Genomic DNA, 18,406 nt, shown 5'->3' with positions numbered 1-18,406 from the left:
ACATGACCGCCACAGTGCGCCTCACCGAGGCGCTGATCGCCCGTCCCTCCGTCACGCCTGTCGACGAGGGTTGCCAAGCCTTGATGGCCGAGCGCCTGCAGGCCATTGGCTTCACCTGCCAGACGCTGGTGTTCGGGCCTCAAGAAGCGCCCGTCACCAACCTGTGGGCCATCAAGCGTGGCCGTGGCCATGCTGACGGTGCGCCCACCTTGGTGTTCGCCGGTCACACCGACGTCGTGCCCACCGGACCGCTCGACCAATGGACCAGCCCGCCATTCGTGCCCAGCTACCGCGATGGTCACCTGTACGGCCGTGGCGCCGCCGACATGAAGACCTCGCTCGCGGCCATGGTCGTGGCCAGTGAAGAGTTCGTGCTCCAGCACCCGGACCACGCTGGCAGCATCGCCTTCCTGATCACCAGCGACGAGGAAGGCCCCTCGGTTGACGGCACGGTCAAGGTCTGCGAATGGCTGACCGCCCAAGGCGAACGCCTGGACGCCTGCATCGTCGGCGAGCCTACTTCGGTCAAGCAGGTCGGCGACATGATCAAGAACGGCCGCCGGGGCTCGCTCTCGGGCAAGCTGCGCATCAAGGGTGTGCAAGGTCACATTGCCTATCCGCATCTGGCCCGCAACCCCATCCACCAGGCTGCCCCTGCCTTGGCCGAACTGGCCGCCATCGTCTGGGACCAGGGCAACGACCACTTCCCGCCCACCAGCTGGCAGATGTCCAACATCCACGCCGGCACGGGCGCGAACAACGTCATCCCTGGCGAACTGATCATCGACTTCAACTTCCGCTTTTCCACCGAGTCCACACCCGAAGACCTGCAAGCGCGCCTGGAAGACGTGCTGCGCCAACATGGCCTGGACTTCCACATTGACTGGACCCTCGGCGGCCGCCCCTTCCTGACCCGTCGTGGCCCTCTGGTGGACGCCATGGCCGCCGCCATCAAGGACGTCACCGGTCTGGACACCGAGCTGTCCACCACCGGCGGCACATCCGATGGCCGCTTCATCGCGCAGATCTGCCCGCAGGTGGTCGAATTCGGCCCCGTCAACGCCAGCATCCACAAGATCGACGAGCATGTCGCCGTGGCAGACATCGAGCCCTTGAAGAACATCTACCGGCAGACGCTGGAAAGACTCCTGACGTGACCGTCATTGAACTGATTGAACAGGCCGCCGAGCGCCTGACCCAGGCCCAGGTGGCCTTTGGCCACGGCACCACCAACGCCTTCGACGAAGCCGCCTGGTTGGTGCTGTGGCGCCTGGGGCACCCGCTCGATGCACTGGACGAGGTGGCCGACACCGCCGTCATCGAGGCGCAACGCGACGAAGCCCTGGCCCTGATCGACGAGCGCATCCGCACCCGCAAGCCAGCCGCCTACCTCACGCGCCAGGCCTGGCTGCAAGGAGTGCCCTTCTATGTGGACGAGCGCGTGATCGTGCCCCGCTCTTTCATCGCCGAGGTATTGGCCGACGGCAGCATCGACGCCTGGCTCAGCGACCAGACCCACCGCGTGCTCGACCTGTGCACCGGCAACGGCAGCCTCGCCGTGCTGGCCGCCATGGCCTACCCGGACGTGGTGGTCGATGCCGTGGACATCAGTGACGAAGCGTTGGCCGTGGCCCGCATCAACGTCGATCAGCATGGCCTGGCTGACCGCATCACCCTGCTGCACAGCGACGGTCTGCAAGCCGTCCACGGCCCCTACGACCTGATCCTGTGCAACCCGCCCTACGTCAACGCCGACTCGATGAAGAAGCTGCCGGCGGAATACCAGGCCGAGCCCGAGCTGGCTCTGGCCTCGGGCGAAGACGGCATGGACTTCACCCGCGCCCTGTTCGCGGCCCTGCGCGCTGAACCCGATCGCTACCTGGGCCCTGACGCCGTGCTGGTGCTCGAAATCGGCAACGAGCGTCCGAACTTCGAACGCGCCTTCCCTGACCTGCCTGTCACCTGGCTGGAAACCACTTCTGGCGCCGATCAGCTCCTGTTGATCACCCGCGACGCCCTGCTCCTCGAATCGGCCTGATCCCATGATTGTTCTCAAAAACGTCTCCTTGTTGCGAGGCGTCAAGCCTGTGCTGGAGCAGGCCAGTGCCACCCTCCATCCCGGTGAAAAAGTCGGCCTGATCGGCCGCAACGGTGCCGGCAAGTCGTCTTTGTTTTCGCTGCTGGCAGGCCGCCTGGCCCCCGACGCCGGAGATGTCGAGATCCCGCCCTCCTGGCTGCAGCCCGGCGGCATGGCCGAGGTCGCGCAGAACATGCCGGAAACCGACGAGCCGGCCACCGAGTTCGTGCTGCAAGGCGACGGCCGCCTGATGAAGGCCCGCCAGGACCTGATCGACGCCGAAGCTGCCGACGATGGCCAGGCGATGGCCGAAGCTCACATGGCCCTGGCCGAAGCCGGTCAGTTTGATGCGCAGGCCCGTGCGCAAGCGCTGCTGCTGGGCCTTGGTTTCAAGCTGGAGCAGACGCAGGCGCCGGTCAACAGCTTCTCCGGCGGTTGGCGGATGCGTCTGCAACTGGCGCGTGCACTGATGTGCCCGGCCAAGCTGCTGCTGCTCGACGAACCGACCAACCACTTGGACCTTGATGCCCTGGTCTGGCTGGAAAGCTGGCTGCAGCGCTACGAAGGCACCCTGGTTGTCATCAGCCACGACCGCGAGTTTCTGGATGCGATCACCAAGGTCACCCTGCATCTCGAAGACGGCAAACTCACCCGCTACACCGGTGGCTATTCCGCTTTCGAGGCCATGCGCGCCGAGCGTCTGAGCCAGCAACAGGCCGCCTTCGCCAAGCAGCAAGACAAGATCGCGCACCTCTCCAAGTTCATCGCGCGCTTCAAGGCCAAGGCCAGCAAGGCCAAGCAGGCGCAAAGTCGCGTCAAGGCCCTGGAGCGCATGGAAAAGATCGCCCCGGTGCTCACGGCCAGTGACTTCCAGTTTTCCTTCCCCGAGCCGGATTGCCTGCCCAACCCGATGATGGCCTTGAAGGACCTCGCCTGCGGCTACCACCTGGCCAACGATGAGACCCTGACCATCGTCTCGGGCATCAACCGCTCGGTCTTGCCGGGGCAGCGCATTGGCATCCTGGGCGCCAACGGGCAAGGCAAGTCCACGGTCGTCAAGACCCTGGCCCACATGAACCGCCCGATCAGCGGCGAGATCACCGAAGGCAAGGGCCTGAGCATCGGCTACTTCGCCCAGCAAGAGCTGGACGTGCTGCGCCCCGACGAAGGTCCGCTGCAGCACATGATCCGCCTGGCGCGGGATGTCGGCCCGCAAGCCCGCGAGCAGGAGCTGCGCGACTTCCTCGGCCGCTTCCAGTTCACCGGCGACATGGTCAACCAGGCCGTCGGCCAGTTCAGCGGCGGGGAAAAAGCCCGCCTGGTGCTGGCCCTGGTCGTGTGGCAGCGCCCCAACCTGCTGCTGCTCGACGAACCGACCAACCACCTCGACCTGACCACCCGCGAGGCGCTCTCGATGGCGCTCAATGAGTTCGAAGGCACGGTGATGCTGGTCAGCCACGACCGCGCCCTGCTGCGCGAGGTGTGCGACGAATTCTGGCTGGTCGCCAAGGGCGAGCTCAGTACCTTCGACGGCGACTTGGATGACTACCAACGCTGGCTGCAAGACCAGGCGCGTGAAGTGGCGCAGGCGGCCAAGGCGGCCCGTGACACACAAAATGCGGTCAATCGGCCCGCAGCCTCATTGTCGACAGAGCCTACCCCTCCCGCGGCCAATCAGCGCGAAGACCGCAAGGCACTGGCTGCGGCACGCCAGAGACTGGCGGAGCAAACCAAGCCGCTGAAAGCCGAACTCAAGAAGGTGGACGAGCGTCTGGCACAGGTGCACGGCGAACAAGCCCAGCTTGGCGAGTCGCTGGCGCAAGCCGATTTGTCTGCCGCTGATCGTGCGGAACAAGGCAAGCGACTCAAAGCCCTCGGCGATGAGATCGACGCTTTGGAAGCAAGGTGGCTTGAACTGACCGATCAGCTTGAACAACTCGGGGCTTGACGCCTCTGCTGACCCGGTGGGATGCGTTCTGTGGCGCACCGCACCAGTCACAGCATCAGTGTGGATGTGCAGCGCGACGTTCCGCCGCTTCCTGACACCCGATGCAGTGAGCTGCCTCCGGAACAACCTCCAGACGGGCCGATCCGATGGGAGCGCCACAATCCGTGCACAAGCCATACTCCCCGGCTGCAATGCGGTCTAGCGCAGCCTGCACGGCGCCCAACTCCTGTCGCTCGTGTTGAAGTTGGTTGATGACTTCGAGATTGCTTTCCACGCTCAACGCTTCTTCCGCGCCGTCCAGCACGGCATGCTCGGTGGCAACCTCTGCGCTGGCGAGCTTTTGACGGAGCGCCTGATCCTCACCTGCCAGCTTCTTCACTTCGCCCAACAATCGAGCCTGCAGTTCGCGAACAAGGCCTTCATTCAGTCCGGATTCTGGCGCGATGGTCAAGGTGTTTTGGGTGTTCGTTGTGGACATGAAGGTCTCCTGATGTGTCAGTGTGGGGTGGCCGTTTTCAGCATACGCCAATGAGCCGCCGCATAGAATTGCGCCATATCAAGACTGGCAATCCCGTCGTTTGGCCGTGCCTGTTTCGCATGACACAAGCGCCCCACAGATGCCCATAAAGTCACATCTGGAGACGCCATAATGGTCCTGCGTGCAGGTTTGCCCTTACCTGCACCGGTTGACGCGTTCGTCAAGCCGTATTACATTCGTCCCCATGTTTTGCAACGACCGACACCCAGGTCGCATCCAATGCAGTTGAGCGATCATGCTTGCCGGAATCAAGCGCACGCCACATTGAGCACCCTGCGCAGTTTGCTGCTTGCCAGCGCCTTGAGCGTTGGCTTGTGGTCGTCTGTTCACGCACAGAACGTGGTTCAGCCTGTTCCGCCTGCTTCCCCCGCCGTCACGCCTGCAGAAAGTGAAGACGCTGTCAGTCGCTTCCTTTCTGAACGGGGATTGATCCCTTCTGCCAAGCCCGTGGTGGAAATGGCGCAGCAGGTGCGGTCCAAGGCCTCCGACCTCGCATCCGAACTCGTGATGTCGGCCATGAATTTCCTTGGGGTGCCTTACAAGATGGGGGGCACCAGCCGCGAAACTGGTTTCGATTGCAGCGGCTTCACCCGCCATGTTTTCGAGAACAGTGTCGGGCTCATCTTGCCGCGCCGCTCTGTCGAGCAGGCCAATTCACCTGACCTGGTTCCCGTTCAGCAAAGCGAACTCAAGCCGGGCGATCTGGTGTTCTTCAACACCCTGCGCAGTACTTTTTCTCATGTGGGCATCTACATCGGGGACAACAAGTTCATCCATTCGCCACGCACCGGTTCGTCCGTCCGTGTCGAAGACATGCGCGTGAGCTACTGGCAGAAGCGTTTCGACGGTGCTCGGCGCGCGCCCTCCGTGAACGCCAGCAAGGCCACGACGGGCAGCGGCGAGCGCTGAGCCGTACCAGCTGCTCCGTGCGTGGCGCGGCACAATGCTGCACATGCACGCGCCTCCTGAAACCGCCTTACCTCAGCCCTCCCCTCCCTTTGCCGACGTCACCGGTTGCCTGCTCGCCGGCGGTGAGGGGCGGCGCATGGGCGGCCGTGACAAAGGCTTGGTCCACTATCGCGGAATCCCCCTCGCCGCCTGGGTGCTGAGCCAGTTGGTACCGCAGACCAGTCGCCAGTTTGCAATCGCCAATCGGAATTGGCCCGACTATGCACGCCTGCTGCATCAAGCCGGTGCCACCACCCCTGTGAACATGGACGCAGTGCGGCCCGATGCCGCTGATCTGCCGGTAGCCAGCGGCCCCGTGGCCGGCATCCTCACGGCATTGCGGCAAACCGATACACCCTGGCTCATGGTGGTGCCCTGCGACACACCTCATCTGCCCGCCGATCTGGTCTCTCGCCTGCGCAGCGAAGCGGCGCGCAGCGGCGCGAATGCGGTCGTCCCCACCACCGTGGGATGCGACGGCGAACACCGAGCTCATTGGGCCTGCGTGCTGTTGCACAAGGACGTTTCCCCGCAACTCGAAGCCATGTTTGCGAAAGAAGAACGTAAACTAAGGGTTTGTATCCAGTCTCTGCGCTGGACAAGCGTATCCTTCGAAGATGCGACTGCCTTTGACAACATCAACAGCCCGGAGACACTGAATGGTCGAGACTGACACATCCGTGCGCATCGCGCGGATCGCGGCGGCTGACTTGAGTGCCTACAAAAACCTGCGTGATGAAGCCCTGCGCTTGTATCCGGAGGCTTTCGACGCCGATCTCGACAGCGAGCGCGCGCGCCCGCCGGAAAGCTACCTGGGCCGCTTGGGCCTAGGAGAGCCCTTGGGAGGCAGCTTTCTCATGGGGGCATGGGTGGGGGCGGAATTGGTCGGCATGATCGGCCTGGAGCGGCAGTCTCAGCAGAAACTGCGCCACAGCGCCGAACTCAACAGCATGATGGTTCACCCACGCCATACGGGTAAAGGCATCGGCGTGCGCCTCATGGAGGCCGCCATCGCGCACGCACGCCAAGCGATCGGACTTGAGCAGATCGTACTGCGTGTCAGTGCCTCCAGTGAGTCTGCCATCCGACTGTACGAGCGCGCTGGTTTCCAGGGCTGCGGCGTCCTGCCCCACGCGATCAAGTTGGTGGATGGCCCCGGTCAGGTTCGCTACTTTGACAAGCTGACGATGGTCCTCATCCTCTGAGTGACCGCTCAACGGGCTTCTGATGCGCCTCGATTGGCCAGGCCGTCAGCCCGCTCGTTCCCTGGGTCGCCTGCGTGACCTCGGACCCAACGCCAGTCCACGTCGTGTTGGGCAGCCAACTCCTCCAGCCTGCGCCACAGGTCATCGTTCTTCACGGGCTTGTTGTCGGCGGTTTTCCAGCCGCGCCGCTTCCATCCGCCGATCCATTCGGTGATGCCCTTGCGGACGTACTCGCTGTCGGTGTAGATGACCACCTTGCAGCGCCGCTTGAGCACCTTCAGGGCTTCGATCACCGCCGTCAACTCCATGCGGTTGTTCGTGGTCTGGGCCTCGCCCCCCCACATCTCGCGCTCATGGGGGCCGCTGACCATCCAGACCCCCCATCCACCCCGACCAGGGTTGCCCTTGCACGCACCATCGGTGTACATCACCACGGTGGGCATTGTCGAATCACTCATCCATTCACATCCTGTTGAACGTGGACGTCACGTTGGTGACGTTGTGCCACAACGGCCGGGGCTGCCGCAGCAGCCACCCGATTTCTCTTCAGCTTGCCGACCAGTCTCATGCCACGCGCACGCTTGACGGCCACCACGAAGTAGACGGCGCCCAAGACGGGCCACCAGCGATCTCCCGCGTGCTCCATCCAGCGCAGACGCTCCCAGGTTTTCGCATGGCGGGTCATGGGGCGATAGCACCCAAAGCCACCTGCTTCAACCTCGAGCCCTAGCAGTCGCAGCCAATCTCGTAGACGCCAGTACGCGATGAACTCGCCTTGCGGGAGCACCAGGGCAGAGTCAATGCCCCACAGCCCCAGCCTTTGCGACGCACCCCACAGGCTCGCCGGATTGAAGCCAGCGATCACCACACGCCCCTCGGGTACCAGCACGCGCTCCACTTCCCGCAGCGTGGCGTGTGGGTCGCGCGCCAACTCCAGCGCATGGGGCAAGACCACCAGGTCCAGGCTGCAGCTGGCCAGCGGCAGTGCCTCGAACTCGCAGCGCACGCCCAGAGGCGCGCCATGCATCAACCCTTCCGGCAACACGAGCGGATCATGGATCAGGGGCGCACGGTCAGCGGGTGGCTGCCAGCGGGCATAGCTGTTGTCCAGCGCAAGCCATTTGTGAGGCATGCGATTACAACGCAAGCCATCCAACTCAGGCAGGCCCAGTTGCAGGGCGTGAAAACCGAACACATCGGCGACCAAGCGGTCCATTTGCGCCTGCTCCCACTCGAGCAAAGCCTGGCCAGACGGTAACGCCAGCCAGGGATGCAACTCTATAATGGGATCGACTTTGCTCATGAATCTGCTCGCCCTACCCGCCTTCGCTGACAACTACATCTGGATGATCCACAACGGCGCTGAGGCGCTGGTGGTCGATCCGGGAGATGCTGCGCCGGTGAACGACGCACTCAGGCAAAACGGGCTCAAGCTGACCGCCATTCTAGTGACCCATCATCATGGCGATCACATCGGTGGGATTCGCGCCTTGCAAACCGGGCATATTCCGGTCTATGGTCCGCGTGCGGAGGCCATTGAAGGCGTGACACATGCGCTCGATGACGGTGACACCGTGACGTGGCAAGGACTGCATTTCAACGTGGTGGATGTCGCTGGTCACACGCGTGGGCATGTGGCTTACTTTGCCGCAACTGGCCTCGGTGAGCCGGACCCCACGCCATTGGCTTTTGTCGGGGACACCCTCTTCAGCGGTGGATGTGGTCGTGTCTTTGAGGGCACCATGCCGCAAATGCGCCTCAGCTTGAGCCGCATTGTCCAGTGGCCCCCGAGCACCCGCTTGTGTGCGGCTCACGAGTACACCTTGAGCAATTTGCGCTTCGCGCAAGTGGTTGAACCTGATAACGCGGAGCTGCGGCGCTATCTCGCGCTTTGTGAGGCCAAACGTGCCGCAGGTTTGCCGACTTTGCCCACCACACTGGCCACCGAACTGGCCATCAATCCCTTTTTGCGCTGTACCGAAGTTGCTGTGCAGTCGGCAGCCCTTGAGCACCATGCCCCGGATACCTTGCCTGACTCGGTGTTCGCGGCGCTACGCCTATGGAAGAACATCTTTTGACCACCTTCTCTCGCCCCAGCCTTCCCCGCCCACTGCTCCTCGGTGCTGCAGCGCTGTTCACGCTTTTGCTGTCTGCGTGCGGCACAGTATCGCCCCCCGTGACAGCAGGTACCGACATGGACACGCTGTTGAAAGCGCAAAGTGGTCGACCTTCTGCTGTCACCAAGTCCATCGCGCGTCGTACCACACGTGAAGACCCCAATTCCGGCCTGCAAGTTGACCTGGGGCCCGCAGCCATCCTGACGCAGGAAGATGAAGAGCGTGCGGCAGCGCATAACCGTGAAGCCAGAATGGCTGCGGGCGCGCCGACCGACCCTCTGCGACCAGAAGCCACGCTCAATCTGGACGACAGCGACGCCGCCAAGGACCTCTGGGCGCGCGTCCGCCAGGGTTTCCAATTGCCTCCGCTCGAGCATGAGCTGGTAGGGCAGCACGAACGCTACTACGCCAGTCGCCCCGAATACGTGCAGCGCATGACAGCGCGCGCCAATCGCTACCTCTACCATGTCGTAGAGGAGATTGAACGCCGTGGCATGCCCGCTGAACTGGCCTTGCTTCCCTTCATCGAGAGTGCCTTCAACCCTCAGGCCACGTCATCGGCACGTGCCTCGGGGATTTGGCAGTTCATGCCAGCAACCGGCAAGGACTTCGATCTCACGCAGAATATTTTCCGCGACGAGCGGCGCGATGTGCTGGCCTCCACCCGCGCGGCGCTCGACTACCTGCAACGTCTGCATCGCATGTTCGGCGACTGGCATCTCGCGCTGGCTGCCTACAACTGGGGGGAAGGCAATGTGCAGCGGGCCATCAAGCGCAACCAGAGCCAGGGGCTACCGACCGATTACCTCAGCATCAACATGCCTGCTGAGACGCGTCACTACGTGCCCAAACTGCACGCAGTACGCAACATCGTTGCACAACCAGAGGCCTACAACCTCGCTCTGACCCCCATCGAGAATCACCCCTACTTTGTGAGTGTGCCCATTCAGCGGGACATGGATGTCGCCCTGGCAGCACGGCTGGCTGCGCTGCCCCTTGATGAGTTCAAGGCGCTGAATCCGTCGCAGAACAAGCCAGTGATCCTCGCTGCGGGCACCCCGCAGGTGCTGCTGCCCTATGACAACGCGCATCTGTTCGTGCACAACCTGAGCAAACACAAGGGGCCATTGGCGACTTGGACGGCTTGGCTGGTGCCCAAGACCATGCGTCCTGCGGATGTGGCCAAGGAACTTGGCATGTCCGAGTCCGCCTTGCGCGAGGTCAATCGCATTCCACCCAAGATGCTGGTCAAGGCCGGATCGACCTTGCTCGTGCATCGCTCCGAGCATCGCGAGCGTGATGTCTCCGAGGCCTTGGCGGACAACGCCATGATGGCGTTGGCGCCCGACGTGCCGCCGTTGCGTCGCATGACATTGAAGGCTGGCAAACGTGACACCGTTCGCACAGTGGCCAAACGCTACGGGCTCAGCGTCGAGCAGGTGGCATCCTGGAACAAGGTGGGTGCCTCCGCGCGCTTCAAGCGTGGTGAGCAGATCGTGGTTTACGTGCCCAACAAGGGCAAAGCTCAGGCCGCTCGCACCTTGGCGTCTGCGAAGAAGGGGCGTGTGGTGCGCGAAGCCAAAGCGAGTGACAAGCGTAAAGGCCGAGCAGGCAAAACCGTGGCGTCCGCCGTCAAAGCCAGCAGCAAAGCTCGTGCGGGTCAGCGCAGCGCCAAGGTTCGCGTGGCAAGCGCGCGTTGAGGCTGGCGCAGGCCACTTGCCGAAGTATCGGGAGTCGCCTGCGCTACCTCAATGGTTCAAGCTGCCAAAGACATGATGTACACGCATACGGCCACACCCGCCATCCAGATCAGGCTGCGAAGCACGGCTTTGTCCATCAGGTAGCTCGCGATGTAGGCCACCCGAATGCCAATGAAAGCCATGGCCCACTGGTCAATCACCGCCTGGTCAGCCTGAGCTTGTTGCGCCATCAGCACCGCGGCAATGAACAACGGCAGGGCCTCAAAGCCATTGGCTTGTGCCGCATTGGCACGTTGCTGCCACCCCGTGAGCCCTGCAGCCCATAGCCGTGGGTTGTGGTTGTCGTAGCCACCTTTGCGAGGTGACTTCATGCCCACACTGGCCTTGGCCGCCCCCACCGTGACCACCGGCAGCAGGCAGGCAGCCAGCACACACCAGTTTGCAATACTCATGCTTGTCTCCATGGCCCGGCTTGCGGCCCTGTCAGGGTTGTCAAACGTGTTGAAGAAAATCAGCGTCGATCCATGAAGGCATGGGCAATGGTGCCCAGGTCGACGTATTCCAGTTCACTGCCAACCGGCACACCTCGTGCCAGTCGGGTGACTTTCATGCCTCGCGCCTTGAGTTGCTCGGCCAACACATGCGCGGTGGCTTCACCCTCGGCATTGAAATTGGTCGCCAAAATCACTTCGCTGACTTTGCCATCGCTGGCACGTTCGAGCAGTGCTGGCAAACCAATGTCACGGGCACCCAGGCCATCAAGTGGGCTCAAGCGTCCTAGCAACACGAAGTACTGGCCTTTGTAACTGCCAGTGCGCTCAAGCGCGGCTTGATCTGCGGGTGTTTCCACCACGCAGAGCAGGTGCGGGTCTCGGGTGTCGTCCAGGCACACATCGCACACCTCTGCGCGACTGAAAGTGTGGCATCGACGGCAATGCCCGATTTCGGACACCGCGGTGTCGATTGCGCGAGCCAACTTTGCCGCGCCCGCACGATCGTGCTGGAGCAGATGAAAGGCCATGCGCTGTGCCGACTTCTGGCCTACGCCGGGCAAGCAGCGCAGCGCATCGATCAGCGCGTCGAGCGCGGGGTCCGCCATGACGCGCTACCGATCAGAAGGGGAACTTCATGCCGGGTGGCATGGGCATGCCTGCCGTCAGCTTGCCCATTTTCTCGGCGCTGGTGGCTTCGGCACGGCGCACGGCGTCGTTGAATGCAGCGGCCACGAGGTCTTCCAGCATGTCTTTGTCATCGGCCAGCAGGCTGGGATCGATGGTCACGCGCTTGACGTCGTTCTTGCAGGTCATGACGACCTTCACCAAGCCCGCGCCCGACTGACCTTCCACCTCGATGTTGGCCAGTTCGTCCTGTGCCTTCTTGAGGTTGTCCTGCATTTGCTGGGCTTGTTTCATCAAGCCTGCGAGTTGTCCTTTGAGCATGGCTCATCCTTTCTTGTGCAAAGCGTGATTGTCACCGGATCAGTTGCCGGCTTGATCCGCCAAGGGGTGAATGGAGCCCGGCACGATGCGTGCGCCGGGATACTGTTTCATGAGCTGTTGAACCAGTGGATCACTGCTGATCAACTGTTCGGCATGTTGTTGGCGCAGTTCTCGGGCGACCAGGTCGCGCTGGGCGGGTGTGTTGAAGGCGGCGCCGCGCTCCAACTCCAGACGGACCTCGCGTCCCAATAACTCGGACAGCGCTTGGGCAAGGCGATCGCGCAGGTTGTCTGTGCGCAGGCTTTCGCGTTCGACCTGCAGGCGCCACAGACTGTGCGCTGCACCTTCTTCCTGTGCGATGCATTGCGCCTGGATGGCCAGCTCGCGCACCAAGGCCGCGACCAAGCCACGAGATTGCAACTGGCCGACGATCTCGGCCCAGCGGTCCGACAGCGGATCACTGCCAGGAGGCGGCAAGGTCAGTGATGGGACTGTGCGTGCGACGACGGGCTGTGACGTGTGCGCAGGCGACGGTGTCTCTTCAAAGGCAGCGGGAGGCTCCGGTCGGTCGAAGTCAGCCGGCGGTGACAGGTCGTCCTCGGCTTCGGCCCAAGAGGCTGCATCGTGCTCAGCCAGCGAGGGATCCGCCTCCGGAGGCAAATCGTCCCAAGGTGCTGTGCCTTGGCTCGCGCTCGGTGCGCTGGAGATGCGCTCAGTCGGCACGGGCCGCGTGGATGGGACGGGCGACGGCACCTGAGCTCGCTGCGAAGGCGGAATGGCGGCCTCTGGCGCACGCGCTGGAGCGCTGACGCTGGCTTGTTCACGCACGGAGGGTTGCACCGCGGGTGAAGGCACGGCCGGGCGCGCTGTCAAGGCAGCAGCGGGTGCAGCTGGAGCGACCTTCACAGGGGCGGCCTGCGTCTCAACCTGAGGGACTGGCTGCGAATTGGAGTCCGTGGAGGGCCCGGTCTGCGCGGGCTGCGCGACCGAGCCTTCAGCTTTTGGGGGCGGGGCACTCCCCGTCGCGCCGTAGCTGTGTCCGGGCTTGAAGGCCAGCAAGCGCAACAACAGCATCAGTAAGCCGTTGTACTCGTCCGGGGCCAACGCCAATTCGGCGCGACCTTGCAGACACAAGCTGTAAAACAGCTGGGTTTCATCAGGCGCGAGCAGGGGCGCCAGACTTTGCCAGGTGGCTTCGTCCGGGTCGTCGGAGGTGATGGCTTGTGGCACAGCGTGGCAGACGGCCATGCGCTGCAAGGCCGTGGCCAATTCCTCCAGCGTGCCGGATGCAGACAGGCCGAGCTCACGCAAGGTGTCGACTGCGGCAACCAAGCCTGCTCCGTCACCGGCGGCGACAGCCTGGATGATGCGTTGCACATGCTGTCGATCGACGGCGCCCAACATCTGACGCACAGCGCCCTCTTCCAACCTGCCACTGCCAAAGGCGATCGCCTGATCGGCAAGTGACATGGCGTCACGCATCGAGCCGCGTGCCGCGCGTGCCAACAGACGCAGAGAGCCTGGATCGAACTCGATCTGCTCAATTTGCAGCACGTGGGCCAGGTGTTCTTGCACCGTCTGAACGGCCATGGGCCGCAGGTTGAATTGCAAGCAACGAGACAACACCGTCACCGGCACCTTCTGGGGGTCGGTGGTGGCCAAGACAAACTTCAGGTACTCCGGCGGCTCTTCCAGCGTCTTAAGCATGGCGTTGAAGGCCGTGTTCGACAGCATGTGCACTTCGTCGATCATGTAGACCTTGAAGCGCCCCACCACCGGCTTGTAAACCGCCTGCTCCAGCAACTGCGAGATCTCTTCCACGCCACGGTTGGACGCCGCGTCCAGCTCGACGTAGTCGACAAAGCGCCCTGCGTCGATGTCGCGGCAAGGCTGGCATTGACCGCAGGGTGAGGCCGTGATGGTGCCCTGCCCGTCAGGCCCCACGCAGTTGAGCGATTTGGCCAGGATCCGTGACACCGTGGTCTTGCCCACACCCCGAGTCCCGGTGAACAGGTAGGCATGGTGCAGACGCTGTTGCGTGAGCGCGTTGCCCAGAGCCTGGACCACATGCCCCTGGCCAACCATGCTGTCAAAGCCTCTGGGACGGTATTTGCGGGCGAGAACCATTGAATTCATGCGCAGATTCTAGGCGCTCCCCGCCCCAAACTTCGGCCATGCGGGGTATCATCAAGCTCAGGTCTGGATACGACGGGCAACAGGGCCACTCCCTCCAACCGTTCCGTTCGTTTACCGCCACGCGTTGTGCTGGCTCCAACCTGCTTCTGCCGGCTAGCGGTGGTCTTGTCCCCGCACCGCGGCGTTTGACTCCCCCACCACATTGCCACTTGCTTGACTCGCAACGTTCTGGCCCGAACCCCGCGAGTGCAGTCACCTTCTCACCCTCCCGAGGGCAAAGATCTCATGTCGTTTGAAAGCCTGGGGCTCATCGAGCCTCTGTTGAAAGCTGTTGCCGAAACTGGCTACACCACTCCTACCCCCATTCAGAAGCAGGCCATTCCGGCCGTCATCGCTGGCGGCGATTTGCTGGCTGGTGCCCAGACCGGCACCGGCAAAACCGCTGGCTTCACCCTGCCCCTGCTGCACAAGCTGAGCACCACACCGCCCCCCGTCACGCAGGGCAAACGCGCCATCCGTGCGCTCATCCTCACCCCCACGCGTGAGCTGGCCGCCCAGGTCGAAGAGAGTGTGCGCGTCTACGGCAAGTACCTGCCGATCAAGTCCATGGTCATGTTCGGTGGTGTGGGCATGGGCCCGCAGCTGTCAGGCCTGCGCAATGGCATCGACGTGCTGGTGGCCACGCCGGGTCGCCTGCTGGATCACCATCAGCAAGGCAACCTCGATCTGAGCAAAATCGAGTTCTTCGTGCTCGACGAAGCCGACCGCATGCTGGACATGGGCTTCATCCATGACATCAAGAAGGTGCTGGCCATCTTGCCAGCGAAGAAGCAGAGCCTGCTGTTCTCGGCCACCTTTTCGGATGAGATCAAGGCCCTGGCCGAGCGTTTGCTGAATTCGCCGCAGGTGATTGAGGTGGCCCGTCGCAACACCACCGCCGAGACCATCGCCCAAAAAGTGCACCCGGTCGGTCGCGACAAGAAGAAGGATCTGCTGGCGCACCTGATCAAGGAGAACAACTGGCACCAGGTGCTGGTGTTCACGCGCATGAAGCACGGCGCCAACCGCCTGGTGGAGTTCCTGGAGAAGGAAGGCATCACCGCCATGGCCATCCACGGCAACAAGAGCCAGAGTGCCCGCACCCGTGCCTTGAGCGAGTTCAAGACTGGCGAATTGCAGGTGCTGGTGGCGACCGACATTGCCGCGCGCGGCATCGACATCGACCAGTTGCCCCACGTTGTGAACTTTGAGTTGCCCAATGTGCCCGAAGATTACGTGCACCGAATTGGTCGCACTGGTCGTGCCGGCGCCGAAGGCGAAGCCGTTTCCCTGGTGTGCGTGGACGAAAACAGCTTCCTGGCCGACATCGAGAAACTGATCAAGCGCAGCATTCCGCGCGAAGTGGTTCCTGGCTTCGAGCCAGACCCCAATGAGCGGCCTGAGCCGATCCTCTTGGGCCGTCGCACCATTGGTGGCGCGCCCGGCGCACGTTCGGGCGGCGGTCGCTCAGGTGGCTCGGGCCGCCCGGGTGGCTCTGGTCGCCCCGGTGGCGGCAGTGGTCAGCGCTCGGCTGGTGGCCGCAGCGGTCAGGGCGGCGGTCAGGGCTCGGGCCAGCGCAGCGGCGGTGGCGGCAACGGCGGTGGCGCGGGTGGCCGCTCTGGCGGCTCTTCGCGTCCGCGCAGCCGCTGATGCGATGGGGCGTGTTCAGCGCCCTCGCCCATGAAAAATCGGCCCCCTCGGGGGCCGATTTGCTTTTTGGGTGGCCGAGCACCTCACGTCGACCCTGCCAGGGGGAGTGCTTTACGCCTCCAAGCGGCGGCGGAACACCAAGCGATCAGGCTCGGACACCGCTGCATCGTAGGCATAGCCTTCCAGATCGAAACCCAGCAGGTTGGCCGGCTTCTTGGCGCGGTGCGTGATCGCGTAGCGGGCCATCAGGCCGCGGGCGCGCTTGGCATGGAAGCTGATGATCTTCCACTTGCCCGCCTTCCAGTCCTCGAACACGCATTCGACGACCCGGGCCTTGAGCGCCTTGCGCTTGACCGACTTGAAATACTCCTGCGACGCCAAGTTGACGATCACGTTGTCACCTTGCTCTGCCAGTTGCTGGTTCAGGTGCTCCGCCAGTGTGTCGCCCCACCAGGCGTACAGGTCCTTGCCGCGCGGGTTGGGCAATTTGGTTCCCATTTCCAGGCGATAAGGCTGCATCCAGTCCAGTGGGCGCAGGATGCCGTACAGCCCGCTGAGGATGCCTACATGGGTCTGAGCCCAATCCAGGTCGGCCTGTGAGAGGCTGCCCGCATCCAGACCTTCGTACACATCACCGTTGAAAGCCAGCACCGCCTGCTTGCTGTTGTCGGCACTGAAGGTGCGGCTCCATGCACCGTAGCGGGCCACATTCAGCGTGGCCAGCGCATCACTCAGGTCCATCAAGGAAGCGATCTGGGCTGGCGTGTAGGGTTGCAGCACCTCGATCAAGGCCGCAGATTCGTCGATGAACTGCGGCAACGTGTGGCGATCGGTGGTGGCCGGGGTGTCGTAATCGAGGCTCTTGGCCGGGGACAGCAGGAACAGCATCTTGGCAACAATGGGTCAAAAAGTGGCACAACCTTGGTCACTATGACATAAACGCCTTCGTCACATTGTCGCCTGCCCTGCTTGCGGCATGGCAGCGTACTGGCAAAGGCAGTGAACCGCACAAAAGACGTCAGCCCACATAAAATCAGGACTTCTCTACTGCCGACAGGCGGGCCTTGGGCTCGTGATCAAGATGGCCATTTATCGCATCAAGGACAAGGCACCCCAGATTCATCCCAGTGCCTATGTTGCCGAATCGGCAGACGTGATCGGTGAGGTGTTCCTGGCCGAGGGCAGCAGTGTGTGGTCGCACGTGACCTTGCGCGGTGACAACGAGCCCATCGTGGTCGGCACGAACTCCAACGTGCAAGAGTCGTCTGTGCTGCACACCGATTTCGGTTTTCCGCTCACCATTGGTGCCAACGTCACTGTCGGCCATCAGGCCATGCTGCACGGCTGCACCATTGGCGATGGTTCGCTGATCGGCATCCAGGCTGTCGTGCTCAACGGCGCCGTCATTGGCAAGAACTGCCTGGTGGCGGCCGGTGCGCTGGTGACCGAAGGCAAGGTGTTTGAAGACGGCATGCTGATCATGGGCTCGCCCGCCAAGGCCGTTCGCCCCCTGAGCGAGGCTGACATCACGCGCATGCAGATGGGCACGGCCTTGTATGTGACCAAATCGGCCCAATATCGAACCGACATGGTGCGAATCGACGCGCCGAAAGAATGAGTTTTCATGAGTGAATTGCACAAGTTTCTGTTCGAAGGCCTGCCGGTGCGCGGCATGCTGGTGCGCCTGACCGACGGTTGGCAGGAAGTGCTGCGTCGGCGCGAATCGGCGGGGCCTTTCGAAGCGCCGCTGCGCCGCCTCTTGGGCGAAATGAGCGCAGCGGGTGTCCTGCTGCAATCCAACATCAAATTCAACGGCGCGGTCGTCCTGCAGGTGTTCGGCGAAGGCCCGGTCAAGCTAGCTGTCACCGAGGTGCAGCCTGATTTGGCTTTCAGAACCACGGCCAAGCTGGTGGGTGACCTTCCTGCAACCGACACCGGACGCCTGCCCCTTGAGGTCATGGTGAATGTGAACGGCCGTGGGCGCTGCGCCATCACACTCGACCCGAAAGATCGCCTGCCAGGACAGAGTCCGTACCAGGGTGTGGTCCCGCTCAATGACGAGCGCAACCATCCTTTGCACGACCTCAGTGAGGTGCTGGAGCATTACATGCGTCAGTCTGAGCAACTGGACTCCAAGCTGGTGCTGGCGGCCAACGACGAGGTGGCGGCCGGATTGCTCATCCAGCGGCTCCCTGTGGAAGGTGAGGCCAACCTCGCGCAGGGGGCTCGCAGCGCTGAGGACCTGGAGTTGGACGATGCCTTCACGCGCATTGCACACTTGGCGTCCACGCTGAAGCAGGAAGAATTGCTCACGCTCGATGCAGACACCATTCTTCGCAGGCTGTTCTGGGAAGAAGACGTGCGCCGTTTCGAGCCTCAGCAAGGCGCCAGTGGGCCTCGGTTTGCGTGCACCTGCTCTCGCGAGCGAGTGGCCGGCATGCTGCGCAGCCTGGGGCAGGAAGAGGTCGAGTCCATCATTGCCGAACAGGGCCAAGTTGAAATTGGGTGTGACTTCTGTGGCGAGCAATACCACTTTGACCCGATCGATGCCGGAGAGTTGTTCACCGACGCCGCTGACACCCCACCGGGTTCGACGCGGCTGCAGTGAT

Annotated in this window: 19 protein-coding genes; 11 read left to right on the top strand and 8 right to left on the bottom strand. The window is 62.9% G+C overall.

Annotated elements, in window-relative coordinates:
- The first annotated feature begins 2 nt into the window (after positions 1-2).
- The 3 genes from dapE to WIT60_RS09400 are packed head-to-tail and all read left to right on the top strand — an operon-like array spanning position 3 to position 4,025.
- Positions 3-1,157 (top strand): succinyl-diaminopimelate desuccinylase, encoded by a 1,155-nt coding sequence (gene dapE, locus WIT60_RS09410; protein WP_339583677.1) that lies wholly within the window; start codon positions 3-5, stop codon positions 1,155-1,157.
- The gene (gene prmB / locus WIT60_RS09405; protein WP_339583676.1) at positions 1,154-2,038 is read left to right on the top strand and encodes a 50S ribosomal protein L3 N(5)-glutamine methyltransferase; all 885 of its coding nucleotides are present in this window, start codon (positions 1,154-1,156) and stop codon (positions 2,036-2,038) included. Before dapE ends, prmB begins: the two co-directional genes overlap by 4 nt.
- A gap of 4 nt (positions 2,039-2,042) precedes the next feature.
- Complete coding sequence (locus tag WIT60_RS09400) at positions 2,043-4,025, top strand: ABC-F family ATP-binding cassette domain-containing protein (RefSeq protein WP_339583675.1); 1,983 nt, start codon at positions 2,043-2,045, stop codon at positions 4,023-4,025.
- A gap of 55 nt (positions 4,026-4,080) precedes the next feature.
- Here WIT60_RS09400 and WIT60_RS09395 read toward each other — a convergent pair whose 3' ends face one another.
- Positions 4,081-4,503 (bottom strand): TraR/DksA family transcriptional regulator, encoded by a 423-nt coding sequence (locus WIT60_RS09395; RefSeq protein WP_339583674.1) that lies wholly within the window; start codon positions 4,501-4,503, stop codon positions 4,081-4,083.
- A 486-nt stretch (positions 4,504-4,989) separates the two neighbouring features.
- Between WIT60_RS09395 and WIT60_RS09390 the strand changes: the two genes are divergently transcribed.
- From WIT60_RS09390 to WIT60_RS09380, 3 genes are read left to right on the top strand one after another with little or no spacing between them, the layout of a single operon-like run.
- On the top strand, positions 4,990-5,472 hold the full coding sequence (locus tag WIT60_RS09390) for a C40 family peptidase (protein WP_339583673.1): 483 nt from the start codon (positions 4,990-4,992) through the stop codon (positions 5,470-5,472).
- Positions 5,473-5,506: 34 nt separating this feature from the next.
- Positions 5,507-6,184, top strand: coding sequence for a molybdenum cofactor guanylyltransferase MobA (gene mobA / locus WIT60_RS09385; RefSeq protein WP_339583672.1), 678 nt, complete (start codon positions 5,507-5,509; stop codon positions 6,182-6,184).
- The gene (locus tag WIT60_RS09380; protein ID WP_339583671.1) at positions 6,171-6,716 is read left to right on the top strand and encodes a GNAT family N-acetyltransferase; all 546 of its coding nucleotides are present in this window, start codon (positions 6,171-6,173) and stop codon (positions 6,714-6,716) included. The genes mobA and WIT60_RS09380 overlap by 14 nt, the downstream gene beginning before the upstream one ends.
- Positions 6,717-6,724: 8 nt before the next feature.
- Here the strand turns inward: WIT60_RS09380 and rnhA are convergent, their stop codons facing one another.
- Positions 6,725-7,159, bottom strand: a complete 435-nt coding sequence (rnhA, locus tag WIT60_RS09375; protein ID WP_339583779.1) for a ribonuclease HI — start codon at positions 7,157-7,159, stop codon at positions 6,725-6,727.
- 11 nt (positions 7,160-7,170) lie between these two features.
- Entirely contained in the window at positions 7,171-8,019 is an 849-nt protein-coding gene (locus WIT60_RS09370; RefSeq protein ID WP_339583670.1) for a class I SAM-dependent methyltransferase, read from the bottom strand.
- On the opposite strand from WIT60_RS09370, the gene gloB reads away from it, so the two are divergent.
- Positions 8,018-8,794, top strand: coding sequence for a hydroxyacylglutathione hydrolase (gene gloB / locus WIT60_RS09365; RefSeq protein WP_339583669.1), 777 nt, complete (start codon positions 8,018-8,020; stop codon positions 8,792-8,794). The two genes, WIT60_RS09370 and gloB, sit on opposite strands and share 2 nt — an antisense overlap.
- A 116-nt stretch (positions 8,795-8,910) precedes the next feature.
- Complete coding sequence (locus WIT60_RS09360) at positions 8,911-10,533, top strand: transglycosylase SLT domain-containing protein (protein ID WP_339583668.1); 1,623 nt, start codon at positions 8,911-8,913, stop codon at positions 10,531-10,533.
- A gap of 56 nt (positions 10,534-10,589) precedes the next feature.
- Here WIT60_RS09360 and WIT60_RS09355 read toward each other — a convergent pair whose 3' ends face one another.
- The 4 genes from WIT60_RS09355 to dnaX are packed head-to-tail and all read right to left on the bottom strand — an operon-like array spanning position 10,590 to position 14,108.
- Positions 10,590-10,985 carry an MAPEG family protein gene (locus WIT60_RS09355; protein WP_339583667.1) on the bottom strand — a complete coding sequence of 132 codons (396 nt, stop codon included), beginning with the start codon at positions 10,983-10,985 and terminating at the stop codon, positions 10,590-10,592.
- A 59-nt stretch (positions 10,986-11,044) separates the two neighbouring features.
- Positions 11,045-11,632 (bottom strand): recombination mediator RecR, encoded by a 588-nt coding sequence (gene recR / locus WIT60_RS09350; RefSeq protein ID WP_339583666.1) that lies wholly within the window; start codon positions 11,630-11,632, stop codon positions 11,045-11,047.
- Between the two features lie 13 nt (positions 11,633-11,645).
- Complete coding sequence (locus WIT60_RS09345) at positions 11,646-11,972, bottom strand: YbaB/EbfC family nucleoid-associated protein (protein ID WP_339583665.1); 327 nt, start codon at positions 11,970-11,972, stop codon at positions 11,646-11,648.
- A 39-nt stretch (positions 11,973-12,011) separates the two neighbouring features.
- Positions 12,012-14,108 carry a DNA polymerase III subunit gamma/tau gene (gene dnaX, locus WIT60_RS09340; RefSeq protein ID WP_339583664.1) on the bottom strand — a complete coding sequence of 699 codons (2,097 nt, stop codon included), beginning with the start codon at positions 14,106-14,108 and terminating at the stop codon, positions 12,012-12,014.
- Between the two features lie 285 nt (positions 14,109-14,393).
- On the opposite strand from dnaX, the gene WIT60_RS09335 reads away from it, so the two are divergent.
- Entirely contained in the window at positions 14,394-15,797 is a 1,404-nt protein-coding gene (locus WIT60_RS09335) for a DEAD/DEAH box helicase (RefSeq protein WP_339583663.1), read from the top strand.
- Positions 15,798-15,908: 111 nt separating this feature from the next.
- Here WIT60_RS09335 and yaaA read toward each other — a convergent pair whose 3' ends face one another.
- On the bottom strand, positions 15,909-16,685 hold the full coding sequence (gene yaaA, locus WIT60_RS09330; protein WP_339583662.1) for a peroxide stress protein YaaA: 777 nt from the start codon (positions 16,683-16,685) through the stop codon (positions 15,909-15,911).
- A gap of 193 nt (positions 16,686-16,878) precedes the next feature.
- Here yaaA and WIT60_RS09325 point away from each other — a divergent pair, with 193 nt between their 5' ends.
- Together WIT60_RS09325 and hslO are read left to right on the top strand one after the other, a co-directional pair.
- A complete protein-coding gene (locus WIT60_RS09325) occupies positions 16,879-17,415 on the top strand; it encodes a gamma carbonic anhydrase family protein (RefSeq protein WP_339583661.1) in 537 nt (178 codons plus the stop codon).
- Between the two features lie 6 nt (positions 17,416-17,421).
- On the top strand, positions 17,422-18,405 hold the full coding sequence (hslO, locus tag WIT60_RS09320; protein WP_339583660.1) for an Hsp33 family molecular chaperone HslO: 984 nt from the start codon (positions 17,422-17,424) through the stop codon (positions 18,403-18,405).
- Position 18,406 lies beyond the last annotated feature (1 nt).

The organism is Aquabacterium sp. G14 (genome assembly GCF_037482285.1).
Lineage (GTDB): Bacteria > Pseudomonadota > Gammaproteobacteria > Burkholderiales > Burkholderiaceae_C > Aquabacterium.
This window is presented reverse-complemented; position numbering and strand designations above follow the sequence as displayed.

What these genes read in the sequence shown, in the direction of transcription:
- hslO (WP_339583660.1), top strand. Translation starts at nt 17,422, where the DNA reads ATGAGTGAATTGCACAAGTTTCTGTTCGAAGGCCTGCCGGTGCGCGGC.
- mobA (WP_339583672.1), top strand. Translation starts at nt 5,507, where the DNA reads ATGCTGCACATGCACGCGCCTCCTGAAACCGCCTTACCTCAGCCCTCC.
- yaaA (WP_339583662.1), bottom strand. Translation starts at nt 16,685, where the DNA reads ATGCTGTTCCTGCTGTCCCCGGCCAAGAGCCTCGATTACGACACCCCG.
- WIT60_RS09370 (WP_339583670.1), bottom strand. Translation starts at nt 8,019, where the DNA reads ATGAGCAAAGTCGATCCCATTATAGAGTTGCATCCCTGGCTGGCGTTA.
- rnhA (WP_339583779.1), bottom strand. Translation starts at nt 7,159, where the DNA reads ATGCCCACCGTGGTGATGTACACCGATGGTGCGTGCAAGGGCAACCCT.
- WIT60_RS09380 (WP_339583671.1), top strand. Translation starts at nt 6,171, where the DNA reads ATGGTCGAGACTGACACATCCGTGCGCATCGCGCGGATCGCGGCGGCT.
- WIT60_RS09355 (WP_339583667.1), bottom strand. Translation starts at nt 10,985, where the DNA reads ATGAGTATTGCAAACTGGTGTGTGCTGGCTGCCTGCCTGCTGCCGGTG.
- recR (WP_339583666.1), bottom strand. Translation starts at nt 11,632, where the DNA reads ATGGCGGACCCCGCGCTCGACGCGCTGATCGATGCGCTGCGCTGCTTG.
- WIT60_RS09360 (WP_339583668.1), top strand. Translation starts at nt 8,911, where the DNA reads ATGGACACGCTGTTGAAAGCGCAAAGTGGTCGACCTTCTGCTGTCACC.
- WIT60_RS09325 (WP_339583661.1), top strand. Translation starts at nt 16,879, where the DNA reads ATGGCCATTTATCGCATCAAGGACAAGGCACCCCAGATTCATCCCAGT.
- gloB (WP_339583669.1), top strand. Translation starts at nt 8,018, where the DNA reads ATGAATCTGCTCGCCCTACCCGCCTTCGCTGACAACTACATCTGGATG.
- WIT60_RS09345 (WP_339583665.1), bottom strand. Translation starts at nt 11,972, where the DNA reads ATGCTCAAAGGACAACTCGCAGGCTTGATGAAACAAGCCCAGCAAATG.
- WIT60_RS09335 (WP_339583663.1), top strand. Translation starts at nt 14,394, where the DNA reads ATGTCGTTTGAAAGCCTGGGGCTCATCGAGCCTCTGTTGAAAGCTGTT.
- WIT60_RS09400 (WP_339583675.1), top strand. Translation starts at nt 2,043, where the DNA reads ATGATTGTTCTCAAAAACGTCTCCTTGTTGCGAGGCGTCAAGCCTGTG.
- dapE (WP_339583677.1), top strand. Translation starts at nt 3, where the DNA reads ATGACCGCCACAGTGCGCCTCACCGAGGCGCTGATCGCCCGTCCCTCC.
- dnaX (WP_339583664.1), bottom strand. Translation starts at nt 14,108, where the DNA reads ATGAATTCAATGGTTCTCGCCCGCAAATACCGTCCCAGAGGCTTTGAC.
- WIT60_RS09395 (WP_339583674.1), bottom strand. Translation starts at nt 4,503, where the DNA reads ATGTCCACAACGAACACCCAAAACACCTTGACCATCGCGCCAGAATCC.